Source organism: Stenotrophomonas sp. YJH_SMC_81 (assembly GCF_059370875.1).
Map to the genome: position 1 here is coordinate 684,886 of NZ_JCAFUB010000001.1, position 21,481 is coordinate 706,366.

Here is a 21,481-nt window from a genome sequence, read left to right on the forward strand (position 1 = left end):
CGGGTGGGCTACCGTGGCCGGTAACGAAAGCAGCCGAGCATGGCTCGGCTCTACAACAGCAACCGGACGGCTTTGCTGGTCCGGAAACGAAAGCAGCCGAGCGTGGGCTCGGCTCTACAGGGCACCTATTGTACGCCCGCTCAGCGGATCAGCGGATCTGCCTGCCCAGGCGGATGGACTGCAGGCGGTCCTGCGCGGTGCGCGCGGCGTCCGAGCCGGGGTACTGCGCCACGACGGTCTCCAGCGTCTGCTGGGCCTGGTCGACCTTTCCCTCGCCGTACTGCGAGAGGCCGATCTTGAGCAGGCCGCCCGCGGCCTTGTCGTGGGTCGGATAGCGCGAGAGCAGCTCTCGGAACTGGGTCTCGGCCATCGGGAAATTGCGGGTGGCGTAGTAGCTCTCGCCCAGCCAGTACAGCGCGTTCGGCGCGTACACGCCGTTCGGGTACAACTCCAGGAAGCTCAGGAACAGCTGCGCCGAATCGTCGTACCTGCCGGCCTTCAACGCATCGAAGGCAACGTTGTAGGAGGTGCGCTCGTCGCCGGTGGCGGCAAGGCTGCCAGCATCACCATGGACCGAAGGCGGCCGCTCGGAAGTGGCCGCCGCTGCGGGTTTTGCCGGGGCCGGTGCGGCCTTCGGCGCGCTCGCCGGAACGGGCGGCAGGGCCGGGGCGGCGTTGCCCCCTTCCAACCGGTTCAGGCGGCTGTCCAGATCCAGGTACTGGTCCTGGGCGGACTGCTTGAGCTGGGCGTTGTCATGCTGCAACTGCTCGATCGAGGCCTGCAGGCTGGTGACCTGCTGCCGCAGCTGATTGATCTGGTTCAACAGGTCCTGGTTGGCACTGTTGTTGTACATCTGCTGCTCGAGCGCGCCGACACGGTCAGCCAGGCTCTGTCGCTGTGCGTGCGCCGGTGCGGCAGCCACGAGGGCTGCCGCAACGACCAGCATCAGTTTGATGCCAATGCGCATGGATTACTGCGCGGTGTAGACGATTTCGACGCGACGGTTCTGCGACCAGCACGACTCGTTCGACTCGGTGCAGACCGGACGCTCTTCACCGTAGGACACGACGGTCAGCTGCGAAGCCGAACCACCGTTGGCCTGCAGGGCCGAGCTGACGCCGTTGCCACGACGCTCACCCAGGGCCTGGTTGTACGCGCGCGAACCGCGCTCGTCGGTGTGGCCCTGCAGGGTGATGCGCGAGGACGGACGGTCACGCAGGTACTTGGCGTGGCACGCCATGATGGCCTGGAATTCCGGCTTCACGTCTTCCTTGTCCAGGTCGAAGTAGACAACGCGCTGGCGCAGGCAGGCGTCGGTGTCCAGGTCGCCCGGGCCGTACAGGCCGGAGGTCGACGGACCGGTCGGGGTGGTGGTCGAGGTGCCGGTGTCGACCGGGGCTGCCGGCTCTTCCTTCACCTTCTTCGAGCAACCGGCCAGGACGGCCACAGACAGCAGGGAAACAAGCAGAACGCGGGTGGACTTGTTCATGGCGATACCTTTGTGGCTCCTAAGCCGATGAGGGGTTCAAGACAACGAAAATATTAACACTCTTTTAGCGCTGGGTACGGTATGGGGACCATGCCGGTTCGCGCACATCACCGTCGGCCAGGACCAGGCGCTGGCGAACCCGCGCATCGGCCGAAACGGCATACAACACACCACGGCCACCTTCGCGGGCGGCGTACAGCACCATGCTTGCGTTGGGCGCAAAGCTCGGAGATTCATCCAGCGAACCCGGGGACAGCGTGCTCCAGCGGGGCGACCCCAGCGAGCTGTCCATCATCGCGATCTTGTAGCTGTTGCCCGAGCCCTGGGCGACGGCGATCTTCTTGCCATCGTAGGACACCGAGGGCTTGGCATTGTAGTTGCCCTGGAAGGTGACGCGCTCGGCGCTGCCGCCACCGGCACCGACCTTGTAGACCTGCGGACGGCCGCCGCGATCGGAGGTGAAGTACACCGCGCTGCCGTCCGGTGCCCAGGTCGGCTCGGTATCAATGGCGAAGTGGTTGGTCAGCTGGGTCAGCTGCTTGCTGCCCAGGTCCATCACGTAGATTTCCGGGTTACCGGAGCGCGACAGGGTCAGGGCCAGCTTGCGGCCATCCGGCGAGAACGCCGGGGCGCTGTTGATGCCGCGGAAGCTGGTGACCAGCTCGCGCGCTCCAGTGCCGATGTTCTGGATGTAGATGGCCGAATTGCCACGCTCGAAGCTGACGTAGGCCAGCTTGCTGCCATCCGGACTCCACGACGGCGACAGCAGCGGCTCGGCCGAGCGCACGATGGTCTGCGGGTTGAAGCCATCGGAATCGGCCACCATCAGCGCGTAGCGCATGGCGTCGCCCTTGCCACTGGCGGTCACGTAGGCGATGCGGGTCCAGAAGGCGCCGCGCACACCGGTGATCTTTTCGTAGATGGCGTCGGCCATCTGGTGGGCAACGTCGCGCATGGCGTTGCCACGGGCGGTCATCGCCAGGCCCAGCAGGCGCTCGCCCTTGGGCACGTCGAACAGTTCGTACTCGACGCGGTAGGCACCCGCACCGGCATCAAGCACGCGGCCGACCACGATGTAGTTCTGCTTCAGCGCGCGCCAGGTCGCGAACTGGATATCCCCCCCCCGCACGGGCTTCTCGACGATCTGCGCTTCCGGCAGCGTGCGGAACTGACCCGAACGCTCCAGATCGGCACGGACCACGCCGGCGACGTCGGTCTGCGGAGCGGCCGACGAACCCTGATAGGGCATCGGCACGATGGTGATCGGCAGCGCGGAGGCATTGCCGCCGATGATGTCGATATCCAGCCCCTTCTGCTGCGCGACAGCAGCAAAGGGCAGCAACAGGGCCGCAAACACGGCAAGCCAGCGAGGCATCTTTTTCATGGAGCGCTCAATAAGGGGAAACCGGAACGAGGGATAACAAAGCGGGAGTGAACCGCTTCGCAATCATGAACCAAGGGTACGTGAATTCCGGGTCAGTTCCAGCCCGTCTTCTCACGCACCGTTAACGTCGTGGCTAGCATCGCACCGTCTGCCCTGGTCACGCCGCCCCGGAGGACGGTGTTCGACAGCAGCCCACAGCCTGCCCGGTCGAAACCGAGCACACCAGAGGCAAGCGCGACAACCGTGGGCGCGGGTGGCTCGAGAGCCGCCCCGGCCCGCCGCCTCAGCGATCCTGGGCAGTAAACGTGAAGTTGAGCGTGCGTGCGAACACCGACTCGAAGCCACGGTACGGCAGCGGCTGCGCGTTGAGCACGGCGGCCTCGATCGAACGCTTGCCGGCCTCGTCGTACGGGCAGTTCGGGCTGACCTTGGCCTGCATCACCGTGCCACCCGGAATCTGGGTGATGGTGATCTGGCAGCGCTGGCCCAGCGGCACCGTGTCCGGCCGCACCCACTGCGACAGCACCTTGGCCTGGATCGCCGCGGCGTACTTGGCCGAAAGATCATCGCTGTTGCCACCACCACCGGCGGCCGGCTGGGACGCACCGCTGGAACCGGCGGCGGCACTGCCCGCGGCATTGCGCGCGGCGGCGACCTGGCGCAGCTTCTGCTCAGCCAGCTTGGCTTCCTTTTCGGCCTGTTCGCGGCGGGCACGGATCTCGGCGATCTTCTTCTGCTTCTCGGCCTCGGCCTTGTCCGCAGCCTGACGCGCCTGATCGGCCAGCTTCTTCTTCGCGTCTTCTTCCTGCTGCTTGGCCAGGCGCAGCTTCTGCTCGGCCTCTTCCTGGCGCTTGCGTTCGGTCAGGTCGATCTGCTCCTGGCGGCGCTTGGCTTCCTGCTCCTGCCTGGCCTTCTCCTGCGAGATGGCCAACGCGCTGACCGCTTCCTGGTCCTTGGTATCCGGCTGCGCGACACGCTCCTGTGCCTGTTGCTGCTGCGGCGTGGGGGCGTCCTGTGGGCGCGGCTCGGGAATCGGCTGTGGCGGCGGAATGGTGTCTTCCGGCACCGGAACCGGCTCGGCCACCGGCGGCGGCAGGTCCTCCAGCTTTTCGGACTGGCGCAGGGCCTGGCGGGCGGCGGACGCTTCGGACGCGGACAGCGCCAGGCTGGCCTCCACCGACGGATCACCGGCGGCGGCGTCGGTGTTGCGCTCGGGCGACCAGAACCAGGCCACGATGAAGACCAGCGCGACCAGCAGGTGCACCAGCAACGCCAGCGCCAGGGGCAGGCCCCAGCCGGGTTCGCGCTGCTGCGGAGGTGGCAGGGCGTCAGCGTGCATCGGTGGCCAGGCCTACCTTGTCTACCTTGGCGCGCTTGATGACATCCATCGCGGCGATGACCTTTTCATAGGCCACGGCACGGTCGGCGGCGACGATCACGCGCACGCCCTTGTCCTGGGCGGCGATGCCGGCCAGGCGGCCTTCCAGTTCCTCGGCCGACACGGCGGTCGGCTCCTTGGCGTCGGGCAGCTTCAGGCTGAGCTGGCCGTCCTGGCGCACCGAGACGATCACCGGGTCCTGCTTGCTTTCCAGCGCCTTGGCGTTGGATTGCGGCAGGTCGACGTCGAAGCTCAGGGTGAGCAGCGGCGCGGTGACCATGAAGATGATCAGCAGCACCAGCATGACGTCGATGTAGGGAACGACGTTGATTTCCGATTTCAGCTTGCGGCGCTTGCGGCGACCGATGGCAGCGGACATGGCTTGGACTCCCGGGTCAGGCGCTTACTCGTCGCCAGCGCTCTGGCGCTGCAGGATGGAGCTGAACTCTTCGGCGAAGGTCTCGAACCGCACCGACATGCGCTCCACGCGGGTGGTGAAGCGGTTGTAGGCCCACACCGCCGGGATCGCCACGAACAGGCCGATGGCGGTGGCGAACAGGGCTTCGGAGATGCCTGGCGCGACGGCGGCGATACCGGCCTGCGCACCGCTGCTGATCATGTCGTGCATGGTCACCATGATGCCGAACACGGTACCGACCAGGCCCACGTACGGGGCAGTCGAACCGATGTTGGCCAGCAGTTCCAGGTTGCGCTCAAGCTGGTCCACTTCGCGGGTGTAGGTGGTGCGCATGGCACGCTGCGCGCCTTCCAGCTGCGCACGGCCATCCAGGCGGCGCTTGTCGCGCAGGCGGGTGTACTCGCGGAAACCAGCTTCGAAGATGGCTTCCAGGCCGGTCACGCTGCGGCTGCGGTCGGTGGCGGCGCTGTACAGCTTGCCCAGGTCGGCGCCGGACCAGAAGCGGTTCTCGAACTCGTCAGCTTCGCGGGTGGCCTGCTTGAACACGCGGGCCTTGCGGAAAATGATCACCCAGCTGACGAACGAGCCGACCAGCAGCAGCAGCACGATGATCTTCACCGGCAGGCTGGCCTTGGCCATCAGTTCGAGGTAGTTGATGCCGCCGCCGGTGGTGGCCTGGGCAAGGGTCTGTGTCGCGGCGTTGCTGACGTCGGCCGGCAGTGCCTCGGTGACCGTGGCCTGCAGGGCCAGGAGCGTTGCGATCATCCGTTGTTCCTCAGTGTTCGGATTCGGGGTGGAGGTGGGGTTGCAGCATGGCAAGGACGGCCTCGTCCATGCCACGCGGGCGGAAACTGGCCGCTTCCAGTGCGGCGATGCGGACCCGGGCCGACAGCAGCAGCTCGCCGTCGCGCAGGATCTGCTGGTCGAAGACCATGCTGGCCTTCTTCAGCTGGACCAGGCGGGCGCTCACCTGCAGGGTGTCATCCAGCCGTGCCGGCTTGATGAAATCCATCTGCATCGAGCGCACCGCGAAGACCATCCCATGCTCGGCGCGCATGCGCTCCTGGCCGTAGCCGAGCGCACGCATCCATTCGGTCCGGGCCCGTTCCATGAAGGCCACGTAGCGGGCGTGGTAGACCACGCCGCCTGCGTCGGTATCTTCCCAGTAAATGCGTGTCGGCCAACTGAATAGTGGCTCAACCGACATCGGGAACCTCCGCGAACAGATCCTGCGGCGGGTTCTTCGGCTTCAAGCCCATGTGCCGGTAGGCCTTGTGGGTGGCCATGCGGCCGCGCGCGGTGCGCACCAGGAAGCCCTGCTGGATCAGGTACGGCTCGACCACGTCTTCCAGCGTGCCGCGCTCCTCGGACAGCGCCGCGGCCAGCGACTCGATGCCGACCGGGCCGCCATCGAAATAGTCGACCAGGGTCTTGAGCAGGCGCCGGTCGAGCTCGTCGAAGCCTTCCGGATCAACCTTGAGCATCTTCATCGCGGCCTGCGCCACGGCCTCGTCGATGTGGCCGCCCGCCTTCACCTGCGCGTAGTCGCGCACGCGGCGCAGCAGGCGGTTGGCGATACGCGGGGTGCCGCGCGCGCGGCGCGCGATCTCGCCGGCGCCATCAGCGGTGCAGTCGATGCCGAGGATGGTGGCCGAACGGCGCACGATCCGAGTCAGCTCCTCGACGCTGTAGAACTCCAGCCGCTGGACGATGCCGAAGCGGTCGCGCAGCGGCGCGGTCAGCAGGCCGGCGCGGGTGGTGGCACCGATCAGGGTGAACGGCGGCAGGTCGATCTTGATCGAACGGGCCGCGGGGCCCTCACCGATCATGATGTCGATCTGGAAGTCTTCCATCGCCGGGTACAGCACTTCCTCGACCACCGGCGACAGGCGGTGGATCTCATCCACGAACAACACGTCGTGCGGCTGCAGGTTGGTCAGCAGCGCGGCCAGGTCGCCGGCCTTCTCGATCACCGGGCCGGAGGTCACCCGCAGGGCCACGCCCAGTTCGTTGGCGATGACGTGGCTGAGCGTGGTCTTGCCCAGGCCGGGCGGCCCGAAGATCAGCACGTGGTCGAGCGCGTCGCCGCGCCCCTTGGCCGCTTCGATGTAGATCTCCATCTGCTCGCGCACCGGGGCCTGGCCGAGATAGTCGGCCAGGCGCTTGGGGCGGATGCTGGCGTCGGCGGCGTCATCCTCGCGGGTGGCGCCGGCGCCGATGATGCGGTCGTCGGTCATACCGTGATTATGCGGTAAATGGTTGCATTCCGGGGCCGGAAGCACGGTAGTGCCGGCCGCTGGCCGGCAACCCCATGAACACCGGTGGTGCGGCGGATGCCCGCCAGCGGCCGGCACTACCAGACCTCAGATCTCGACCTGGGCCCCGAGTTCGACCAGGCGGTTGCCGGGAATACGGAAGAAGCCCGTGGCCGGCGCGGCATTCCGGTGCATCAGCGCGAACAGCTTGTCGCGCCAAATCGGCATGCCGCGGTTGGCGGTGGCCACGATGGTTTCGCGGCTGGCGAAGAAGGTGGTGTCCATCGGGTCGAAGTAGATGCCACCGTGGTCGCACGAGCGCATCAGCGCCAGCGGCACGTCCGGGGTTTCCATGAAGCCGAAGCGCACATAGACGCGGTAGAACTCGTCGCCCACCGATTCGATCTTCAGCCGCTGCCCTTCCATCGCATACGGGATCGGCAGGGTCTCCACGTGCAGGAACACGTTGCGTTCGTGCAGCACCTTGTTGTGCTTGAGGTTGTGCATCAGCGCATGCGGGGCGACGGTCGGGTCGGCGGTGAGGAACACTGCAGTGCCCGGCACGCGCACCGGCGGTGCCAGCATCAGCCCAGGCAGGAAGGTATCCAGGCGGATGCCGTCCTTGCGGATCTCATCGCGCAGCAGTTCGCGGCCACGGCGCCAGGTGCGCATCATGGTGAACAGGAAGATCCCCAGTACCACCGGGAACCAGGCGCCCTGCAGCAGCTTGGCACCGTTGGCGATGACGAAGCCGAGGTCGATGATGAAGAACACCACGCACAGCGGCAGCAGCCAGGCGCGCGCCTTCGGCCACAGCGAACGGGCCACCAGGGCCAGCAGCAGGGTGTCGATCAGCATGGTGGCCGACACCGAGATACCGTAGGCCACCGCCAGGTTGGACGAGCTGCGGAAGGCCAGCACCAGGCCGATCACCATCACCGCGATGCCCCAGTTGATGCCCGGGATGTAGATCTGGCCGATGGTGTCGTGCGAGGTGTGCTTGATGCGCATGCGCGGGATGTAGCCCAGCTGCATCGCCTGACGCGAGACCGAGAACGCACCGGTGATGACCGACTGCGAGGCAATCACCGCCGCCATGGTGGCCAGGATGATCATCGGGTACAGCGCCCACGGCGGCACCGCCTCGAAGAACGGGTTTTTCAGCGCCTCGGGGTGGTTGAGCACCAGTGCGCCCTGCCCCAGGTAGTTCAGCACCAGGCACGGCAGCACGAAGAAGTACCAGGCGTGTCGGATCGGCTTGGCACCGAAGTGGCCCATGTCGGCGTAAAGCGCCTCGCCACCGGTCACCGCCAGCACCACTGCGCCGAGGATGAAGATCCCATGCCAGCTGTGCTCCATGAAGAAGCGGATCGCCCACCACGGGTTGAATGCCTTGAGCACTTCCGGCGCATCGACGATGTTGTAGATGCCGATCGCCGCCAGCGAGATGAACCAGACCGACGTGATGGGGCCGAAGGCCTTGCCGATCTTCTCGGTACCGAAGCGCTGCGCCGCGAACACCATCAACAGCACCACCACCGTGATCGGCACGATGAAGGCATGCAGGCCCGGCGCGGCCACCTCCAGGCCCTCCACCGCACCCAGCACCGATATCGCCGGGGTGATCACGCCGTCGCCGAAGAACAGCGACGCACCGAAAATGCCGAGGATGCCGACCACGTAGGCCGAGCGCGAGCCGTTGCGCAGCGTGCGCTGGGTCAACGCCATCAGCGCCATGATGCCGCCCTCGCCGTCGTTGTCGGCGCGCATGATGATGGTCACGTACTTCAGCGTGACCACGATGTTCAGCGCCCAGAACGCCAGCGACAGCACGCCCAGCACGGTGTCGTGGTCGCTGTTGAGCCCGTAGTGTGGCGAGAACGCCTCCTTCAGCGTGTACAGCGGGCTGGTACCGATATCGCCGAACACCACGCCGATCGCTCCGATGATCAACGCCATGCCTCCTGCTGGAGGGGCGTGACCGTGGCTGCCGGGGGCAGCTGCGTGCGGGGTTTGACTGCTGGACATGGGACTCCTGGCGACGCTCAGGCGGTTCGTTGAAGGAAAGGGACGCGGCTCAGCGCAGCGCCGACTGCAGCGCCTTGCGGATCACGGTGGCCACTTCGTCGCCTTCATTGAAGGCGTCGCGGGCCATGCGTGCCGCTTCGGCCGGCTTGTAGCCCAGCTGCTGCAGGGCCACGGTGGCATCGGACAGCGGGTCGGCCGGGGCTGGGCCGCTGCCGGTGGGCAGCGCGCCGCCGGCGCCGAACTGGGCTGCACGGTCACGCAGTTCCAGCACCATGCGTTCGGCAGTCTTCTTGCCGATGCCGGGAATGCGGGTCAGCGCGGTGATGTCACCGGCCTGGACCATGCGCGCGAACTCCTCGACGGAAACGCCGGACAGCACCGCCAGCGCGATCTTCGCGCCGATGCCACTGACCTTCTGCACGTTGCGGAACAGGCGCCGCTCCCCCTCGCGCAGGAAGCCGTACAGCGAAACGCTGTCTTCCTTCTGCGCGTAGTGGGTGTACAGCGTGACCTCGCGGCCGAGCTCGGGCAGGTCGTAGAAGGTGCTCATCGGCGCCTCCAGTTCGTAGCCCACCCCGTTCACGTCCACCACCAGCCACGGCGGCGCCTTGTAGGCGACGATGCCGCGCAGTCGACCGATCATTGCGTGCAGCTCCTCATTTGCGGCCCCACGCCTGGCGGGCACTGAGCCCCAGGCGGTTGGCCGTTGCCCGTACGTGGGCATGGGTGATCGCCACCGCCAACGCGTCGGCCGCGTCGGCCTGCAGCTTGGTTTTCAGGTTGAGCATGAGCCCGACCATGTGTTGAACCTGTTGCTTTTCGGCGCCACCACGGCCAACCACGGCGAGCTTGATTTCGCTGGCGGCGTATTCGTGCACCGGCAGGTCGCGCAGCACCACGGCCGAGATCGCCGCGCCCCGGGCCTGGCCCAGCTTCAGCGCCGAATCGGGATTGCGGGCCATGAACACCTTTTCAATGGCCACTTCCTGCGGCTGGTACTCGCGGCACAGGTCGGCCAGGCCCAGCACCAGCAGCTTCATGCGCTGCGGGAAGTCGTCGGCGCCCAGCAGCACCAGTGGCTGGTGGTGCACGTAGGTGACGCGGCCGGCGGCATCGACATCGATGATGCCGACCCCGGTCCGCTGCGAACCGGGGTCGATGCCGAGGATGCGGGTCATGCTGCACTCCTGGCGGGGCGGAACGGGATGCGCTGGCAGGCGTAGGGGGCTCATGGCTGTCCGCGGTGACCGTTCAACGGCCCGCGCCCAGGCCGTCGCAGACGGCTCAGGCGTAGGCGTCGGCGCCGAGTTCGGCGTTGGAATACACGTCCTGCACGTCGTCCAGGTCTTCGAGCATGTCCAGCAGCTTCTTGACCTGCAGGGCGACGTCGCCTTCAACCTTGATGTCGTTGTCCGCGCGGAAGGTGATCTCGGCGTGGTCGGCGACATGGCCGGCGGCGGCCATCGCATCCTTCACCGCGTTGAACGCGTCAGGGCTGGTGACCACATCGATCGAGCCGTCATCGGGGTAGACCACGATGTCATCGGCACCGGCCTCAATGGCCGCTTCGGTGATGGCTTCCTCGTCGGCCCCTGCGGCGAAGCTGAGCACGCCCAGGCGCTTGAACATGAAGGCCACCGAGCCTTCGGTGCCCATGTTGCCACCGCACTTGCTGAACGCATGGCGGACGTCGGCCACAGTGCGCACGCGATTGTCGGTCAGGCAGTCGACGATCACGGCCACGCCACCCGGGGCGTAGCCCTCGTAGCGGACTTCCTCGTAGTCGACGCCTTCCAGCTCACCGGTCGCCTTCTTGATGGCACGCTCGATCACGTCCTTGGACATGTTCACGGCCAGGCCCTTGTCCACGGCCACGCGCAGGCGCGGATTGTTGTTGGGGTCGCCTCCACCGCCGCGCGCGGCAACGCCGATCTCGCGGATGATCTTGGTGAAAATCTTGCCGCGCTTCGCGTCGGACGCGTTCTTGCGGGCTTCGATGGAGGGGCCTCTACCCATGGGTGCTACCGTCTGGCTGCTTCAGGATCAAGGCGCGGATTCTACCTGATCGGGCGCTGCAACCGTGTCTAGGCCCGTATTGTTGTAGAGCCGAGCCAATGCTCGGCTCAATGGGCCCGACGGAATGCAGCCGAGCATGGGCTCGGCTCTACAGGGCGGCCTGCCTCCCCTGCCCCTATGCTGCCGCCGCGTCGCGGCTGTGGTCGAACTTGCCATGGCGCAGGAAATGCGCGGTCTGCCGCGCAGCGTCGGGCGACACCACCAGGCCGCTGTGGCTGGTGCGGACCACGCAATGGTCGGCCAGGCCCGGCAGCCGGGTCTCGGCCAGTGCCACGGTGCCGTCGGAGGCATCGTCGATGGCACCCAGCAGGCTGCCCAGCCCGTGCGGCACCGAGCCGGCAATCAGGCCAACCTCGGCCCTGCCCTGCCAGTCCGGCAGGCCATCGAGCAGCAGCTCGCTGCTGCGTCCCAGCGCCAGGCCCCAGCCGTGCTCGGACAACGAGCGTGCGGTGCCACTGCCGCGCAGCGGTGAACCCAGGCAGACCACGCGCTGCACCGGCAGCTGCGGATTGCGCCGCAGCGCTTCCAGCGCCAGCAACCCGCCCAGGCTGTGGCCGACCAGCGACAACGGCCCGGCGTCGGCCAACCGTTCCAGCAGCTGGGGCACCGCCACGTCGGGACCACCGAACACCGAGGAGTAACCGAACGCATGCACCTGGAAACCACGCGCGCGCAGGCGCCAGGCCAGCGGCCCGACCCAGGCGCGGGCATTCCAGATGCCATGCAGCAGCAATACGGGGGGAGTCATGCAAACAGCCTGGCGGTCAGCGGGGCAGGAACGTGAGGTGATTGAACACGCGCGCGCAGCAAGCGGCGGTGAACGTCAGGCCGCGCGCGGTGCGCGGCGCAGGATGAATTCAAGATCGTTGGTATCGCCAACCGGGAACAGGTACTCGCCGGCCTTCTCGAAACCATAGCGGGCGTAGAAGCGTTGCGCGCCGAAGTTCTCCGACCACACGCCCAGCCACAGCGTGCGCGGGCCTTCGCGCTCCAGCCAGGCCAGTGCGGTTTCCAGCAGGCGGCTGCCCCAGCCGCAGCTCTGCTGCGTCTTGATCAGGTACAGGCGCTTGAGTTCGCCGTCACCGGGTTTCACATCCGGATGCGGCAGGCCACAGGGGCCGGCGGCGGCATGGCCGACCGCCTCCCCATCCAGTTCCAGCAGCCACACTGCGTAATCGGGGTGGGCCAGGATCACGCGCTGGCGCTCGACCGTGTAGGCCTCCTCCAGGAAGGCCTGCAGGTCCTGCGGCGGGTACAGATGGCCGAAGGTTTCGGTGAACGTGCGGGCGGCCAGCGCCGACAGGGTCGGCGCATCGTCCACAGTGGCGCGGCGGATCGAATACATGCAGGAAGTTGACGCCAGGGCGAAGCGGGGGTCAAGCCTTTTCAGGCGACTCCTCTTCTTCCTCGTCCTCTTCCTCGTACTCTTCTTCGTCCTCGTCCTCGTCCTCTTCTTCCTCGCCTTCCTCGTCCTCGTCGTACTCTTCCTCTTCGTCGTCCTCGTAATCCTCGACGCCGAAGTCTTCACCGTCCCAACGGCCTTCGCCGTCGGCGACGAAGGTCAGGGCCATCGCCGCCGGGTTGGTACCGACGCGGACCAGCCAACCACCGAACACGCGTGCACGCTCGGTGACCAGGTTGGCCTCGGAGCCTTCATTGCCCAGCTTTTCCCACTCCAGCGAAAACGCAAACTCGGTCATTGCCTGGATCTCCTGATCAGTTGGTCTTGGGGCGAACCTGGATGTGCACTTCGGCCAGCTGCGCGTCGACGATCGGCGACGGCGCGTCGGTCATCAGATCCTGTGCACCGGTGGTCTTCGGGAACGGGATGACGTCGCGGATCGACTCGGTGCCGGCCATCAGCGCGGCGATGCGGTCGATGCCGAAGGCGATGCCACCGTGCGGCGGCGCGCCGTAGTTCAGCGCGTCGAGCAGGAATCCGAACTTGGCGCGGGCCTCTTCGGCGCCGATGCCGAGCAGCTCGAACACTGCGCTCTGCATGTCCGGACGGTGGATACGGATCGAACCGCCGCCGATTTCATTGCCGTTGAGCACCATGTCGTAGCCGCGCGAGACGGCGGTACGGGCGTTGGCGCGCAGGTCGGCGATGTCGTCCACGGCCGGTGCGGTGAAGGGGTGATGCAGGGCGACGTAGCGCTGTTCTTCCTCGTCCCATTCGAACATCGGGAAGTCGGTGACCCACAGCGGCGCCCAGCCATCGGCGATCAGGCCGAAGTCCTTGCCGGCCTTCAGGCGCAGCGCACCCATGAAGTCGGAGACCTTGTTGTAGCTGCCGGCACCGAAGAACACGATGTCGCCATTGCCGGCGCCAACATGGGCGACCAGCGCAGCGAAGGAAGCCTCGCTGAAGAACTTCTGGATCGGCGAGCTGACTTCGCCGTTGTCGGCGATCTTGATGTAGGCCAGGCCCTTGGCGCCGTACTTGGCGGCGTGCGCGGCGTACTCGTCGATCTGCTTGCGGCTCAGCGCTGCACCGCCCGGGATGCGCAGCGCGGCGACGCGGCCTTCGGCATCGTTGGCCGGGCCGGTGAACACTGCGAACCCGCTGTCCTTGACCAGTTCAGCCACGTCGACCAGCTCCAGCGCGATGCGCAGGTCCGGCTTGTCCGAACCGTAGCGGCGCATCGCCTCGGCCCAGGTCATGCGCGGGAAGCTGGCATCCAGCTGGACGTCGACCACTTCCTTGAAGATGGCGCGGATCATGTCTTCGACGAAGTCCTGCACGTCGCGCTCGCGCACGAAGGCGAATTCCATGTCCAGCTGGGTGAACTCCAGCTGGCGGTCGGCACGCAGTGCTTCGTCGCGGAAGCAGCGCGCGATCTGGTAGTAACGGTCGAAGCCGGCCACCATCAGGATCTGCTTGAACAGCTGCGGGCTCTGCGGCAGCGCGTAGAACTCGCCCGGGTGCATGCGCGCCGGCACCAGGAAGTCGCGCGCGCCTTCCGGGGTTGCCTTGGTCAGGATCGGGGTCTCGATGTCCTGGAAGCCCTTTTCGTCCAGGTGGCGGCGCAGGGCCTGCACCAGCTTGATGCGGGTGCGCTGCATGCGCTGCATTTCCGGACGGCGCAGGTCCAGATAGCGGTACTTCAGGCGGGTTTCCTCGCCCGGGTTCTCGTGGGCGTGGAACGGCAGCGGCGCAGCCTTGTTCAGCACGGTGATGGCGGTGGCGATCACTTCCACCTTGCCGGTGCGCATCTTGTCGTTCACCGCGTGGCGGGCGCGCACGACGCCCTCCACCTGCAGCACGTCCTCGTAGCCCAGCGAAGCGGCCACGGCGAACACTTCGGCGTTGTCGACCTCCACGGTCACCTGCACGATGCCTTCATGATCGCGGAGATCGATGAAGCAGACGCCGCCCTGGTTACGGGCCACGTCGGTCCAACCGGCGAGGGTGACAGTCTGGCCAATCAGGGTCTCGTCGACCAGGCCGCAGAAGTGGGTACGCATTGGGGGAAGCTCCGCTGGAGAACGCCGGCACCGGATGGGGGCCGGAAAGCCCCGTATTCTGCGGCCGAGGCCCCGGCCGGGGCAAATCCGGCCAGTCACACCGGCTTGATCATCCCCCTCCCTATAGTCAGGCACCTGCCACCGTATGGGATGCCGCCATGAATCCGCTGTCCCTGGCCCGCCTGGCCGTGACCCTGAGCCTGGGCACCATCGCCACGCTCGCCCTGCCCTCCGCCCCGGCCGCCGCGCAAAGCGGGGTGATCCGTTGCGAGAGCCAGAACAACCGAGAACGCGTGTGCAATACAGGCTGGCGCAATGCGCAGCTGGTCCGCCAGCTGTCCGGCAGCGCCTGCGACGAGGGCCGCACCTGGGGCAGCCGCAATGGCAGCATCTGGGTCAGCAATGGCTGCCGCGCCGAATTCGTCGAGGCCCGTGGTGGCTGGGGCGGCGGCAACGGCGGTGGCTGGGGCGGCAACAACGGCCGGCCCGGCGAGACCATCCGCTGTGAGAGCCAGAACAATCGCGAACGCAGCTGCCCGGTCGGCTGGCGCAATGCCCGCCTGGTCCGCCAGCTGTCCGGCAGCCCCTGCGACGAAGGCCGTACCTGGGGGGTGCGCAATGGCGCGGTGTGGGTCAGCAACGGCTGCCGCGCCGAATTCGCCGAAGCTCGCGGCTGGGGCGGCGGGGGCGGTGGCTGGGGCGGCGGCAACAGCAACTACTCCATCACCTGCAGCAGCAACAACAACCGCACGCAGAACTGCGACTGGGATGAGCGCCAGGGCCGGCCGGTGCTGCAGCAGCAGCTGTCCGGCAGCGCCTGCCAGGAGGGCCGCAGCTGGGGCTACGCTCGGGGCCAGGTGTGGGTGAGCAACGGTTGCCGGGCGCGCTTCGGTACGCGTTGAGTTGAGGGGTTGGGGTCAGAGCCCTCCGCAGGTGGGGTCCGACCCGGGATCACGGCGCGGGTGCTGTGTCGTCGCCCCACGGTGGCGGTGGCAGGTCGACCGGCTTGCTCAGGTCGAACTGCACGCGGAAGCGGCGACCGTCCGGGCGCGTCAGTTCGTAGACGAACGTCTGATCCGGATCGATCTCCATCGCCCAGGTGTTATGCGTGGAAGCCAGCATGTCGGCGCGGCGGAACATCGCCACCGAATCGGCATCGGCCGGGAACTGCTGGCGCTCGGCGGTGCCCGGCGGCGTGCTGTCGCCACCGTACAGGGTGATCGCGTCGGGGCTGCCGTCTTCGTGGCGATGGTCGTGCTTCAGCCGCAGCCCGTTCGGCGTGCGGGTCAGCACCCAGGTCCGCGAGTGGTCATCACCGACATGGAACGGGATGCGCAGTTCGTGCGCCGGGTCGGCGCAGCCGCGCACATGCATGACCAGGCGCTGCCCGGCGAACGGATCCTTGGCGGTCGGTGCAGGCGTGTCCTCCACCACCTTGCCGACGTAGGCCTGGCCGCAATGTGCGGCGATGGCGGCCATGAACGCATCGGCCGGTGCGGTCGCCAGGTCATGGGCGACCGTGTCGGAGCGCTGCGTGCACGCAGCGAGGCTGAGCAGGAGGGCGGCGGTAGTGGCAACGGCAATCGGTCTCATACCCCAACCCTAACGGCCATGGACGATGGGCGCAAACCGCGCGCCAGTCCCGCTCAGCGCTCGGCAGACGGTGCTGCCGGCAGTGCTTCGGTCGCCGCCGCTACCGGCGCGGCCTCGCCCTCGCCCGCCGGTTCCTGCTCCACCGGATCGACGTCGAACGGCGTGCGGAACACCAGCGACGGCAGCAGCGTGGTCAGTGCGGCGTACAGCAGCAGCGCGCCGAACAGCACCGCCGGAATCTGGAAACGCTCGCGCATGATCGCCGCCAGCACCAGGGTGAAGATCAGGGTCGGAGCCAGCGCCAGCGAGACGCGCAGGCTGCTGCGGAAGCTCTCGCCGAACATCACCCGGCGCTGCAGCCAGACCACGCCGATGCGCAGCGGCAGCACCACCAGGGTGATCACGATGCCCAGCCCCAGCGCCTCGAAGCTCAACGCTTCGCTGGGCACCTTGGTGCCGGCGTTGAAGAAGTAGAACGGCACGAAGAACGAGGCGAACAGGCGCAGCGCGTGCAGGTTCTCGTGCGAGGCCAGCAGCGGCATGCGCTGGTGCAGCAGGCGCGCAACCAGGCCGGCGATGAACGCGCCCACCAGGTAATACACGCCCAGCAGGTAGGTGATGTAGGCCGCCACCATGCCGACCATCACCAGCAGCGAGAACTCCGAGCCCGGCGCGTGCGGCGCCACCCAGCGGCCCAGCGCGATGAACAGCAGCGGCAGGCCGACCATCATCGCCAGCAGCGCCAGGCTGGACAGCGCCATGTGCCCCGGGTCGCCGGCCTGCAGCACGATGAACAACGCCGCCAGCGCCAGCAGCTCACCGGCGATGGCCTTGCTGGTCACCCAGAACCGTTCGTCCTCGCTCAGGCCCAGCCGCGACAGCGAGTCCATGATGAAACCGGTCGAGGGCGTCAGCAGCGCCAACGCCAGCAGCCCGGCGGCCTGCCACGGCAATCCTGCGTAACGCCAGGCCAACCAGCCGACGCCGAACAGCGTGCCGGTACGGATGACCAGATGTGCCAGCAGCGGCCACATGCCCCGGCGCAGCGCCTGCAGATCCACTTCCAGGCCGGCGAACAGGAACAGCGAGGAAATGCCCAGGGTGGCCAGCAGTCCGATCACCGCATCATGTGCCTGATCCCCCAGCCAGAGCATGCCGATGATGCCGAACAGCAGGCAGGTCAACGGGGCGGGCAGGCTGAAACGCTGCAACGCGCGTGGGATCACCAGCAGCGCGAAGATCAGCAGCAGGTAGATCAGTTCATGGCTCATGGGGTCTTCCGTGGGGTTGGAACGCGCGCAGGATGCGCGCGCTGAACCGATCCGGCAAGCCGTTTCTGGATGACTCCCGGTTACCTCAACCGATCAGGCGATCGGCAATGCGCCCCACCTGCGCCAGCACCCCGGCGCGCTGCTCGTTGCTGATCGCACTGGCCTGCAGATAGGCGGTCAGCACCCACGGTGCGCCGCCGGACAAGGGCCACAGGACGGCGATGTCGTTGCGCGCGTCTTCACCATTGCTGCCGGTCTTGTCACCCACCCGCCAGCGCTTGCCGAGTCCCGCGCGCAGGCAGGCATCACCGGTCTCATTGTCGATCAGCCAGTCGGACAACTGCTGCCGCGACGCCGGTTGCAGCACATCGCCCAGCACCACACGCTGCAGGGTGGCGGCCATCGCCGCCGGGGTGGTGGTGTCGCGCGGGTCGCCCTCGGCGAAGCTGTTCATTTCCGGCTCCAGCCGATCGCTGCGGCTGACCGTATCGCCGCTGGCACGCAGGAACGCGGTCACCGCGGGCGGGCCACCGACCACGCCGAACAGCAGGTTGGCGGCGGTGTTGTCACTGGTGATCACAGTGGCCCGGCACAGGTCACGCACGGTCATGTCCTTGCCGGCATGACGGCGGGTGACCGGTGCATGCGAGAGCAGATCGGCATCGCGCACCGGCACGCGCCGGTCGAGCAGCGCGGGCGCACGCTCGGCCTGGCTGAGCACGGTGGCCGCCAGCATGCTCTTGAAGGTACTGCACATCGGGAAGCGCTCATCCTGGCGATGACCCAAGCGGCGACCGCTGGCGGTGTCGAGCAGGGTCACGCCCAGGCGGCCGGCGCAGGCCATCTCCAGCGCTGCGAAATCGTTGGCGGTGGTAATGGCAGCCTCGGTCGGTGCGCGTGCGCTGGCCTTGCCTGCCGCACGCGCCAGCAACGGCAGGGCAAGCGAAGAAGCGGCGGCGGCACCACTGAACTGCAGGAATCGGCGACGGGCGAGCATACGGAATCTCCTGGCAACCCCTCGATTATTCAGGCCAGCACGATGGGCGACCAGCGCGAAATATCAGCGAGAGACATGAAAATTATTCATGCCTGTCGCATTCAACCCACTGCTGTTACGAACAACTCTATCGACAGGGTAGGATCAGCCATCACTCCAGCTCACGACTGTACGATGCTGCACCCGACCCTGTCGCTGAATGCGCTGCGCGCGTTCGAGGCCGCCGCCCGCCATCAGAACTTCACCCGTGCCGCGCTGGAGCTGTGTGTCAGCCAGGCGGCGCTGAGCCACCAGATCCGGGGCCTGGAAGACCGGCTCGGCATCCGCCTGTTCCATCGCCTGCCGCGCGGCGTGGCGCTGACCGATGAAGGCGCAGCGCTGTATCCGGTGCTCAACGAATCGTTCGAACGCATCTCGGCCAGCATCGCGCGCTACACCGGCGGGCCGGCCCGCGAAGTGCTGACACTGGGGGTGGTCGGCACCTTTGCCACCGGCTGGCTGCTGCCACGGCTGGCCGCATTCGAGGCCGCGCATCCGGACATCGAGCTGCGCCTGCAGACCCACAACAACCGCATCGACCTGGCCGGCGAAGGGCTGGATCTGGCCATCCGCTTCGGTGATGGCGACTGGCAGGGCCAGGCCTGCACGGCGATCCTCGATGCGCCCTTCGCGCCGCTGTGCGCCCCGGCATTGGCGCGGCGGCTGAAGCAGCCGCGCGACCTGGCCACGCTGCCGCTGTTGCGTTCCTATCGCAGCGACGAATGGCCGCGCTGGCTGCAGGCGGCCGGCGTCAGCGGTGTGGAAGCACGTGGGCCGGTGTTCGATTCCTCGCTGACGGTGGCGATGGCCGCCGCCGGCGGTGCCGGCGTGGCCTTGCTGCCGCTGCGCATGTTCGAGCAGGAACTGGCCGAAGGCCGCCTGCTGCAGCCGTTCGGCACCACGCTGGAGCTGGGCCGCTACTGGCTGACGCGGCTACGCTCGCGCGCCGAGCGCGAGCCGGCCAAGCGCTTCCGCGAGTGGCTGCAGGCGCAGGCATGATGTAGCGCCGAGCCTACGCTCGGCTGCTCCGTGTCCAATGCCGCGCTACGCGCGAAAGCCGAGCGTGGCTCGGCTCTGCAGAAATGCCAGTCGGCCGCTGGCCGGCACGACCGGTCAGGACTCCAGCAGCTCCATCCACGCCGCTTCAGCCTTTTCCAGCTGCGCGGCGGCGGTTTCCCGATCGCGGCCAAGCACGGCCATGCGGCTGGCATCGGCGTAGTTGGCCGGGTCGGCCAGCTGGCGATCCAGTTCGGCCAGCGCACCTTCCAGCTCGGCCACCTTGGCTTCAGCGGCGGCCAGCTTGTGCGGGTTCACCGGCTTCTTCTGCACCACCTGCGCCACCGGGGCGGTCTTGACCACCACCGGCTCTTCCACCTGTTCCATGCGCGCCTTGGTGCCCTGTGCCTGCGGGCGGGTACGCAGCCACGCGGCGTAGGCATCCAGATCGCCGTCGAACGGCTCGACCACGCCATCAGCCACGCGCCAATAGGTATCGCAGACCAGGCCGATCAGGTGGCGGTCGTGCGAGACCATCACGATCGCGCCTTCGAAGGTGGCCAGTGCTTCGGCCAGCGCTTCGCGCATTTCCAGGTCAAGGTGGTTGGTCGGTTCGTCCAGCAGCAGCACGTTCGGCTGCTGCCAGGCGATCAGCGCCAGCGCCAGGCGCGCACGCTCGCCACCGGAGAAACCATCGACCGGCTCGAACGCGCGGTCGCCCGGGAAATTCCACTTGCCAAGGAAATCGCGGAACGACTGGTTCGGCGCATCCGGGGCGATCTCGCGGAAGTGCTCCATCGGCGACTGGCCTTCGTGCAGCGACTCCACCGTGTGCTGGGCGAAGTAGCCGATCTTCAGGTCCGGGTGCGCCATGCGCTCACCGACGATCGGCGCCAGTTCACCCACCAGGGTCTTCACCAGGGTGGTCTTGCCGGCGCCGTTGGGGCCGAGCAGGCCAATGCGCTGGCCCGCTTCCAGGCCGAAGCCGACGTTGTGCAGGATCACCGCATCCTGGCCGTAGCCGGCCTCGACGTGGTTGAGGCGGATCAGCGAGAACGGCAGCTTGGCCGGCGGCGCGAACTCGATGCGGAACTCGCGTTCGGCACGCACCGCTTCGGTGCCGGCCAGCTTGGCCAGGCGCTTCATGCGGCTCTGCGCCTGCGCGGCCTTGCTCGCCTGCGCCTTGAAGCGGTCGATGAAACTCTGCAGGTGGGCGCGCTCGGCCTGCTCCTTCTCGTGCGCGATCTGCTGCTGGCGCAGCTGTTCGGCGCGCTGGCGCTCGAAATCGGTGTAGCCGCCCGGGTAGAGCTTGGCGCCGCCGCCGTGCAGGTGCAGGGTATGGGTGGCCACGTTGTCGAGGAACTCGCGGTCATGCGAGATCAGCAACAAGGTGCCTGGGTACTTCAGCAGCCACTGTTCCAGCCAGTACACCGCGTCCAGGTCCAGGTGGTTGGTCGGTTCGTCGAGCAGCAGCAGGTCGCTGGGCATCATCAGCGCACGGGCCAGGTTCAGGCGCACGCGCCAGCCACCGGAGAACGAGGACACCGCGCGGTGGTGCGTCTCGGCCGGGAAGCCGAGCCCGTGCAGCAGCTTGCCGGCGCGCGCTTCGGCGTCGTAGGCGCCCATCTCGGCCATCTTCGTGTGTGCGTTGGCCACCGCCTCCCAGTCTTCGCGGGCGGTTGCCTCGGCCTCTTCGGCCAGCACCGCAGCCACCTCGGTATCGCCGCCCAGCACGAAGCTCAGCGCCGGGTCCGGCAGCGACGGGGTTTCCTGGGCCACGCTGGCGATACGGACCTTGCCGGGCAGGTCGACGTCACCCTTGTCGGCCTCCAGTTCGCCCTTCACCGCCGCGAACAGGCTGGACTTGCCAGCACCGTTGCGGCCGACCACACCTACCCGGTAACCGGCGTGCAGGGTCAGGTCGACATTGGACAACAGCAGCCGCTCGCCGCGGCGCAAGGCGAAATTACGAAGGGAGATCATCGGGGAAGGGGTCCATATAACCGGATGGAATGTGCTGGTGAGCACTGTTCCTGCGACGCAATTCTAGCGTTAACGAATACTTGACGCGTCCCGGGATGCGCAGTGG

At 67.3% G+C, this 21,481-nt stretch carries 22 protein-coding genes; 2 read left to right on the plus strand and 20 right to left on the minus strand.

Translation table 11 applies throughout. The annotated features are described in order from the left end of the window. Positions 1-148 precede the first annotated feature (148 nt). From ybgF to aspS, 16 genes are all read right to left on the minus strand, one after another. Entirely contained in the window at positions 149-967 is an 819-nt protein-coding gene (ybgF, locus tag AC5P8U_RS03120; RefSeq protein ID WP_053499377.1) for a tol-pal system protein YbgF, read from the minus strand. 3 nt (positions 968-970) lie between these two features. Further along, a complete protein-coding gene (gene pal, locus AC5P8U_RS03125; RefSeq protein WP_005418510.1) occupies positions 971-1,489 on the minus strand; it encodes a peptidoglycan-associated lipoprotein Pal in 519 nt (172 codons plus the stop codon). A 64-nt stretch (positions 1,490-1,553) separates the two neighbouring features. Then, positions 1,554-2,873, minus strand: a complete 1,320-nt coding sequence (tolB, locus tag AC5P8U_RS03130; protein WP_005418511.1) for a Tol-Pal system beta propeller repeat protein TolB — start codon at positions 2,871-2,873, stop codon at positions 1,554-1,556. Between the two features lie 283 nt (positions 2,874-3,156). Next, positions 3,157-4,212, minus strand: a complete 1,056-nt coding sequence (gene tolA / locus AC5P8U_RS03135) for a cell envelope integrity protein TolA (protein ID WP_069139342.1) — start codon at positions 4,210-4,212, stop codon at positions 3,157-3,159. Beyond that, the gene (gene tolR / locus AC5P8U_RS03140; protein ID WP_005410751.1) at positions 4,202-4,630 is read right to left on the minus strand and encodes a protein TolR; all 429 of its coding nucleotides are present in this window, start codon (positions 4,628-4,630) and stop codon (positions 4,202-4,204) included. The genes tolA and tolR overlap by 11 nt, the downstream gene beginning before the upstream one ends. A 24-nt stretch (positions 4,631-4,654) precedes the next feature. Further along, complete coding sequence (gene tolQ / locus AC5P8U_RS03145) at positions 4,655-5,434, minus strand: protein TolQ (RefSeq protein WP_005410752.1); 780 nt, start codon at positions 5,432-5,434, stop codon at positions 4,655-4,657. A 10-nt stretch (positions 5,435-5,444) separates the two neighbouring features. Beyond that, positions 5,445-5,876: a tol-pal system-associated acyl-CoA thioesterase gene (gene ybgC / locus AC5P8U_RS03150; protein ID WP_049413323.1), complete on the minus strand. Its 432-nt coding sequence runs from the start codon at positions 5,874-5,876 to the stop codon at positions 5,445-5,447. Next, entirely contained in the window at positions 5,866-6,906 is a 1,041-nt protein-coding gene (gene ruvB, locus AC5P8U_RS03155) for a Holliday junction branch migration DNA helicase RuvB (RefSeq protein ID WP_005418515.1), read from the minus strand. Before ruvB ends, ybgC begins: the two co-directional genes overlap by 11 nt. Positions 6,907-7,032: 126 nt before the next feature. Then, positions 7,033-8,952, minus strand: a complete 1,920-nt coding sequence (locus AC5P8U_RS03160; protein WP_072167670.1) for a potassium transporter Kup — start codon at positions 8,950-8,952, stop codon at positions 7,033-7,035. 49 nt (positions 8,953-9,001) lie between these two features. Beyond that, complete coding sequence (gene ruvA / locus AC5P8U_RS03165; RefSeq protein ID WP_439426339.1) at positions 9,002-9,595, minus strand: Holliday junction branch migration protein RuvA; 594 nt, start codon at positions 9,593-9,595, stop codon at positions 9,002-9,004. Between the two features lie 13 nt (positions 9,596-9,608). After that, the gene (gene ruvC / locus AC5P8U_RS03170) at positions 9,609-10,130 is read right to left on the minus strand and encodes a crossover junction endodeoxyribonuclease RuvC (protein ID WP_005418518.1); all 522 of its coding nucleotides are present in this window, start codon (positions 10,128-10,130) and stop codon (positions 9,609-9,611) included. A gap of 106 nt (positions 10,131-10,236) precedes the next feature. Further along, the gene (locus AC5P8U_RS03175) at positions 10,237-10,968 is read right to left on the minus strand and encodes a YebC/PmpR family DNA-binding transcriptional regulator (RefSeq protein WP_005418519.1); all 732 of its coding nucleotides are present in this window, start codon (positions 10,966-10,968) and stop codon (positions 10,237-10,239) included. A 175-nt stretch (positions 10,969-11,143) separates the two neighbouring features. Then, the gene (locus tag AC5P8U_RS03180; protein ID WP_032954421.1) at positions 11,144-11,776 is read right to left on the minus strand and encodes an esterase/lipase family protein; all 633 of its coding nucleotides are present in this window, start codon (positions 11,774-11,776) and stop codon (positions 11,144-11,146) included. A gap of 75 nt (positions 11,777-11,851) precedes the next feature. Then, complete coding sequence (locus AC5P8U_RS03185; protein WP_049415346.1) at positions 11,852-12,373, minus strand: GNAT family N-acetyltransferase; 522 nt, start codon at positions 12,371-12,373, stop codon at positions 11,852-11,854. 31 nt (positions 12,374-12,404) lie between these two features. Next, on the minus strand, positions 12,405-12,728 hold the full coding sequence (locus AC5P8U_RS03190) for a DNA primase (protein ID WP_072167668.1): 324 nt from the start codon (positions 12,726-12,728) through the stop codon (positions 12,405-12,407). A 16-nt stretch (positions 12,729-12,744) separates the two neighbouring features. Next, positions 12,745-14,496 carry an aspartate--tRNA ligase gene (gene aspS, locus AC5P8U_RS03195; protein WP_188240677.1) on the minus strand — a complete coding sequence of 584 codons (1,752 nt, stop codon included), beginning with the start codon at positions 14,494-14,496 and terminating at the stop codon, positions 12,745-12,747. Positions 14,497-14,654: 158 nt separating this feature from the next. On the opposite strand from aspS, the gene AC5P8U_RS03200 reads away from it, so the two are divergent. Then, on the plus strand, positions 14,655-15,398 hold the full coding sequence (locus AC5P8U_RS03200) for a DUF3011 domain-containing protein (protein ID WP_072167666.1): 744 nt from the start codon (positions 14,655-14,657) through the stop codon (positions 15,396-15,398). Positions 15,399-15,447: 49 nt separating this feature from the next. Here AC5P8U_RS03200 and AC5P8U_RS03205 read toward each other — a convergent pair whose 3' ends face one another. The 3 genes from AC5P8U_RS03205 to blaL2 form a co-directional block, all read right to left on the minus strand. Beyond that, a complete protein-coding gene (locus AC5P8U_RS03205; RefSeq protein WP_005410764.1) occupies positions 15,448-16,089 on the minus strand; it encodes a hypothetical protein in 642 nt (213 codons plus the stop codon). A 53-nt stretch (positions 16,090-16,142) separates the two neighbouring features. Beyond that, positions 16,143-17,360 (minus strand): cation:proton antiporter, encoded by a 1,218-nt coding sequence (locus tag AC5P8U_RS03210; protein WP_072167665.1) that lies wholly within the window; start codon positions 17,358-17,360, stop codon positions 16,143-16,145. Between the two features lie 85 nt (positions 17,361-17,445). Then, a complete protein-coding gene (blaL2, locus tag AC5P8U_RS03215; RefSeq protein ID WP_111007689.1) occupies positions 17,446-18,357 on the minus strand; it encodes a L2 family extended-spectrum class A beta-lactamase in 912 nt (303 codons plus the stop codon). A gap of 174 nt (positions 18,358-18,531) precedes the next feature. Here blaL2 and ampR point away from each other — a divergent pair, with 174 nt between their 5' ends. Further along, entirely contained in the window at positions 18,532-19,395 is an 864-nt protein-coding gene (ampR, locus tag AC5P8U_RS03220; protein ID WP_111007690.1) for a LysR family transcriptional regulator AmpR, read from the plus strand. Positions 19,396-19,509: 114 nt separating this feature from the next. Here ampR and AC5P8U_RS03225 read toward each other — a convergent pair whose 3' ends face one another. Continuing rightward, complete coding sequence (locus AC5P8U_RS03225) at positions 19,510-21,375, minus strand: ABC-F family ATP-binding cassette domain-containing protein (RefSeq protein ID WP_061480402.1); 1,866 nt, start codon at positions 21,373-21,375, stop codon at positions 19,510-19,512. Between the last annotated feature and the right edge of the window lie 106 nt (positions 21,376-21,481).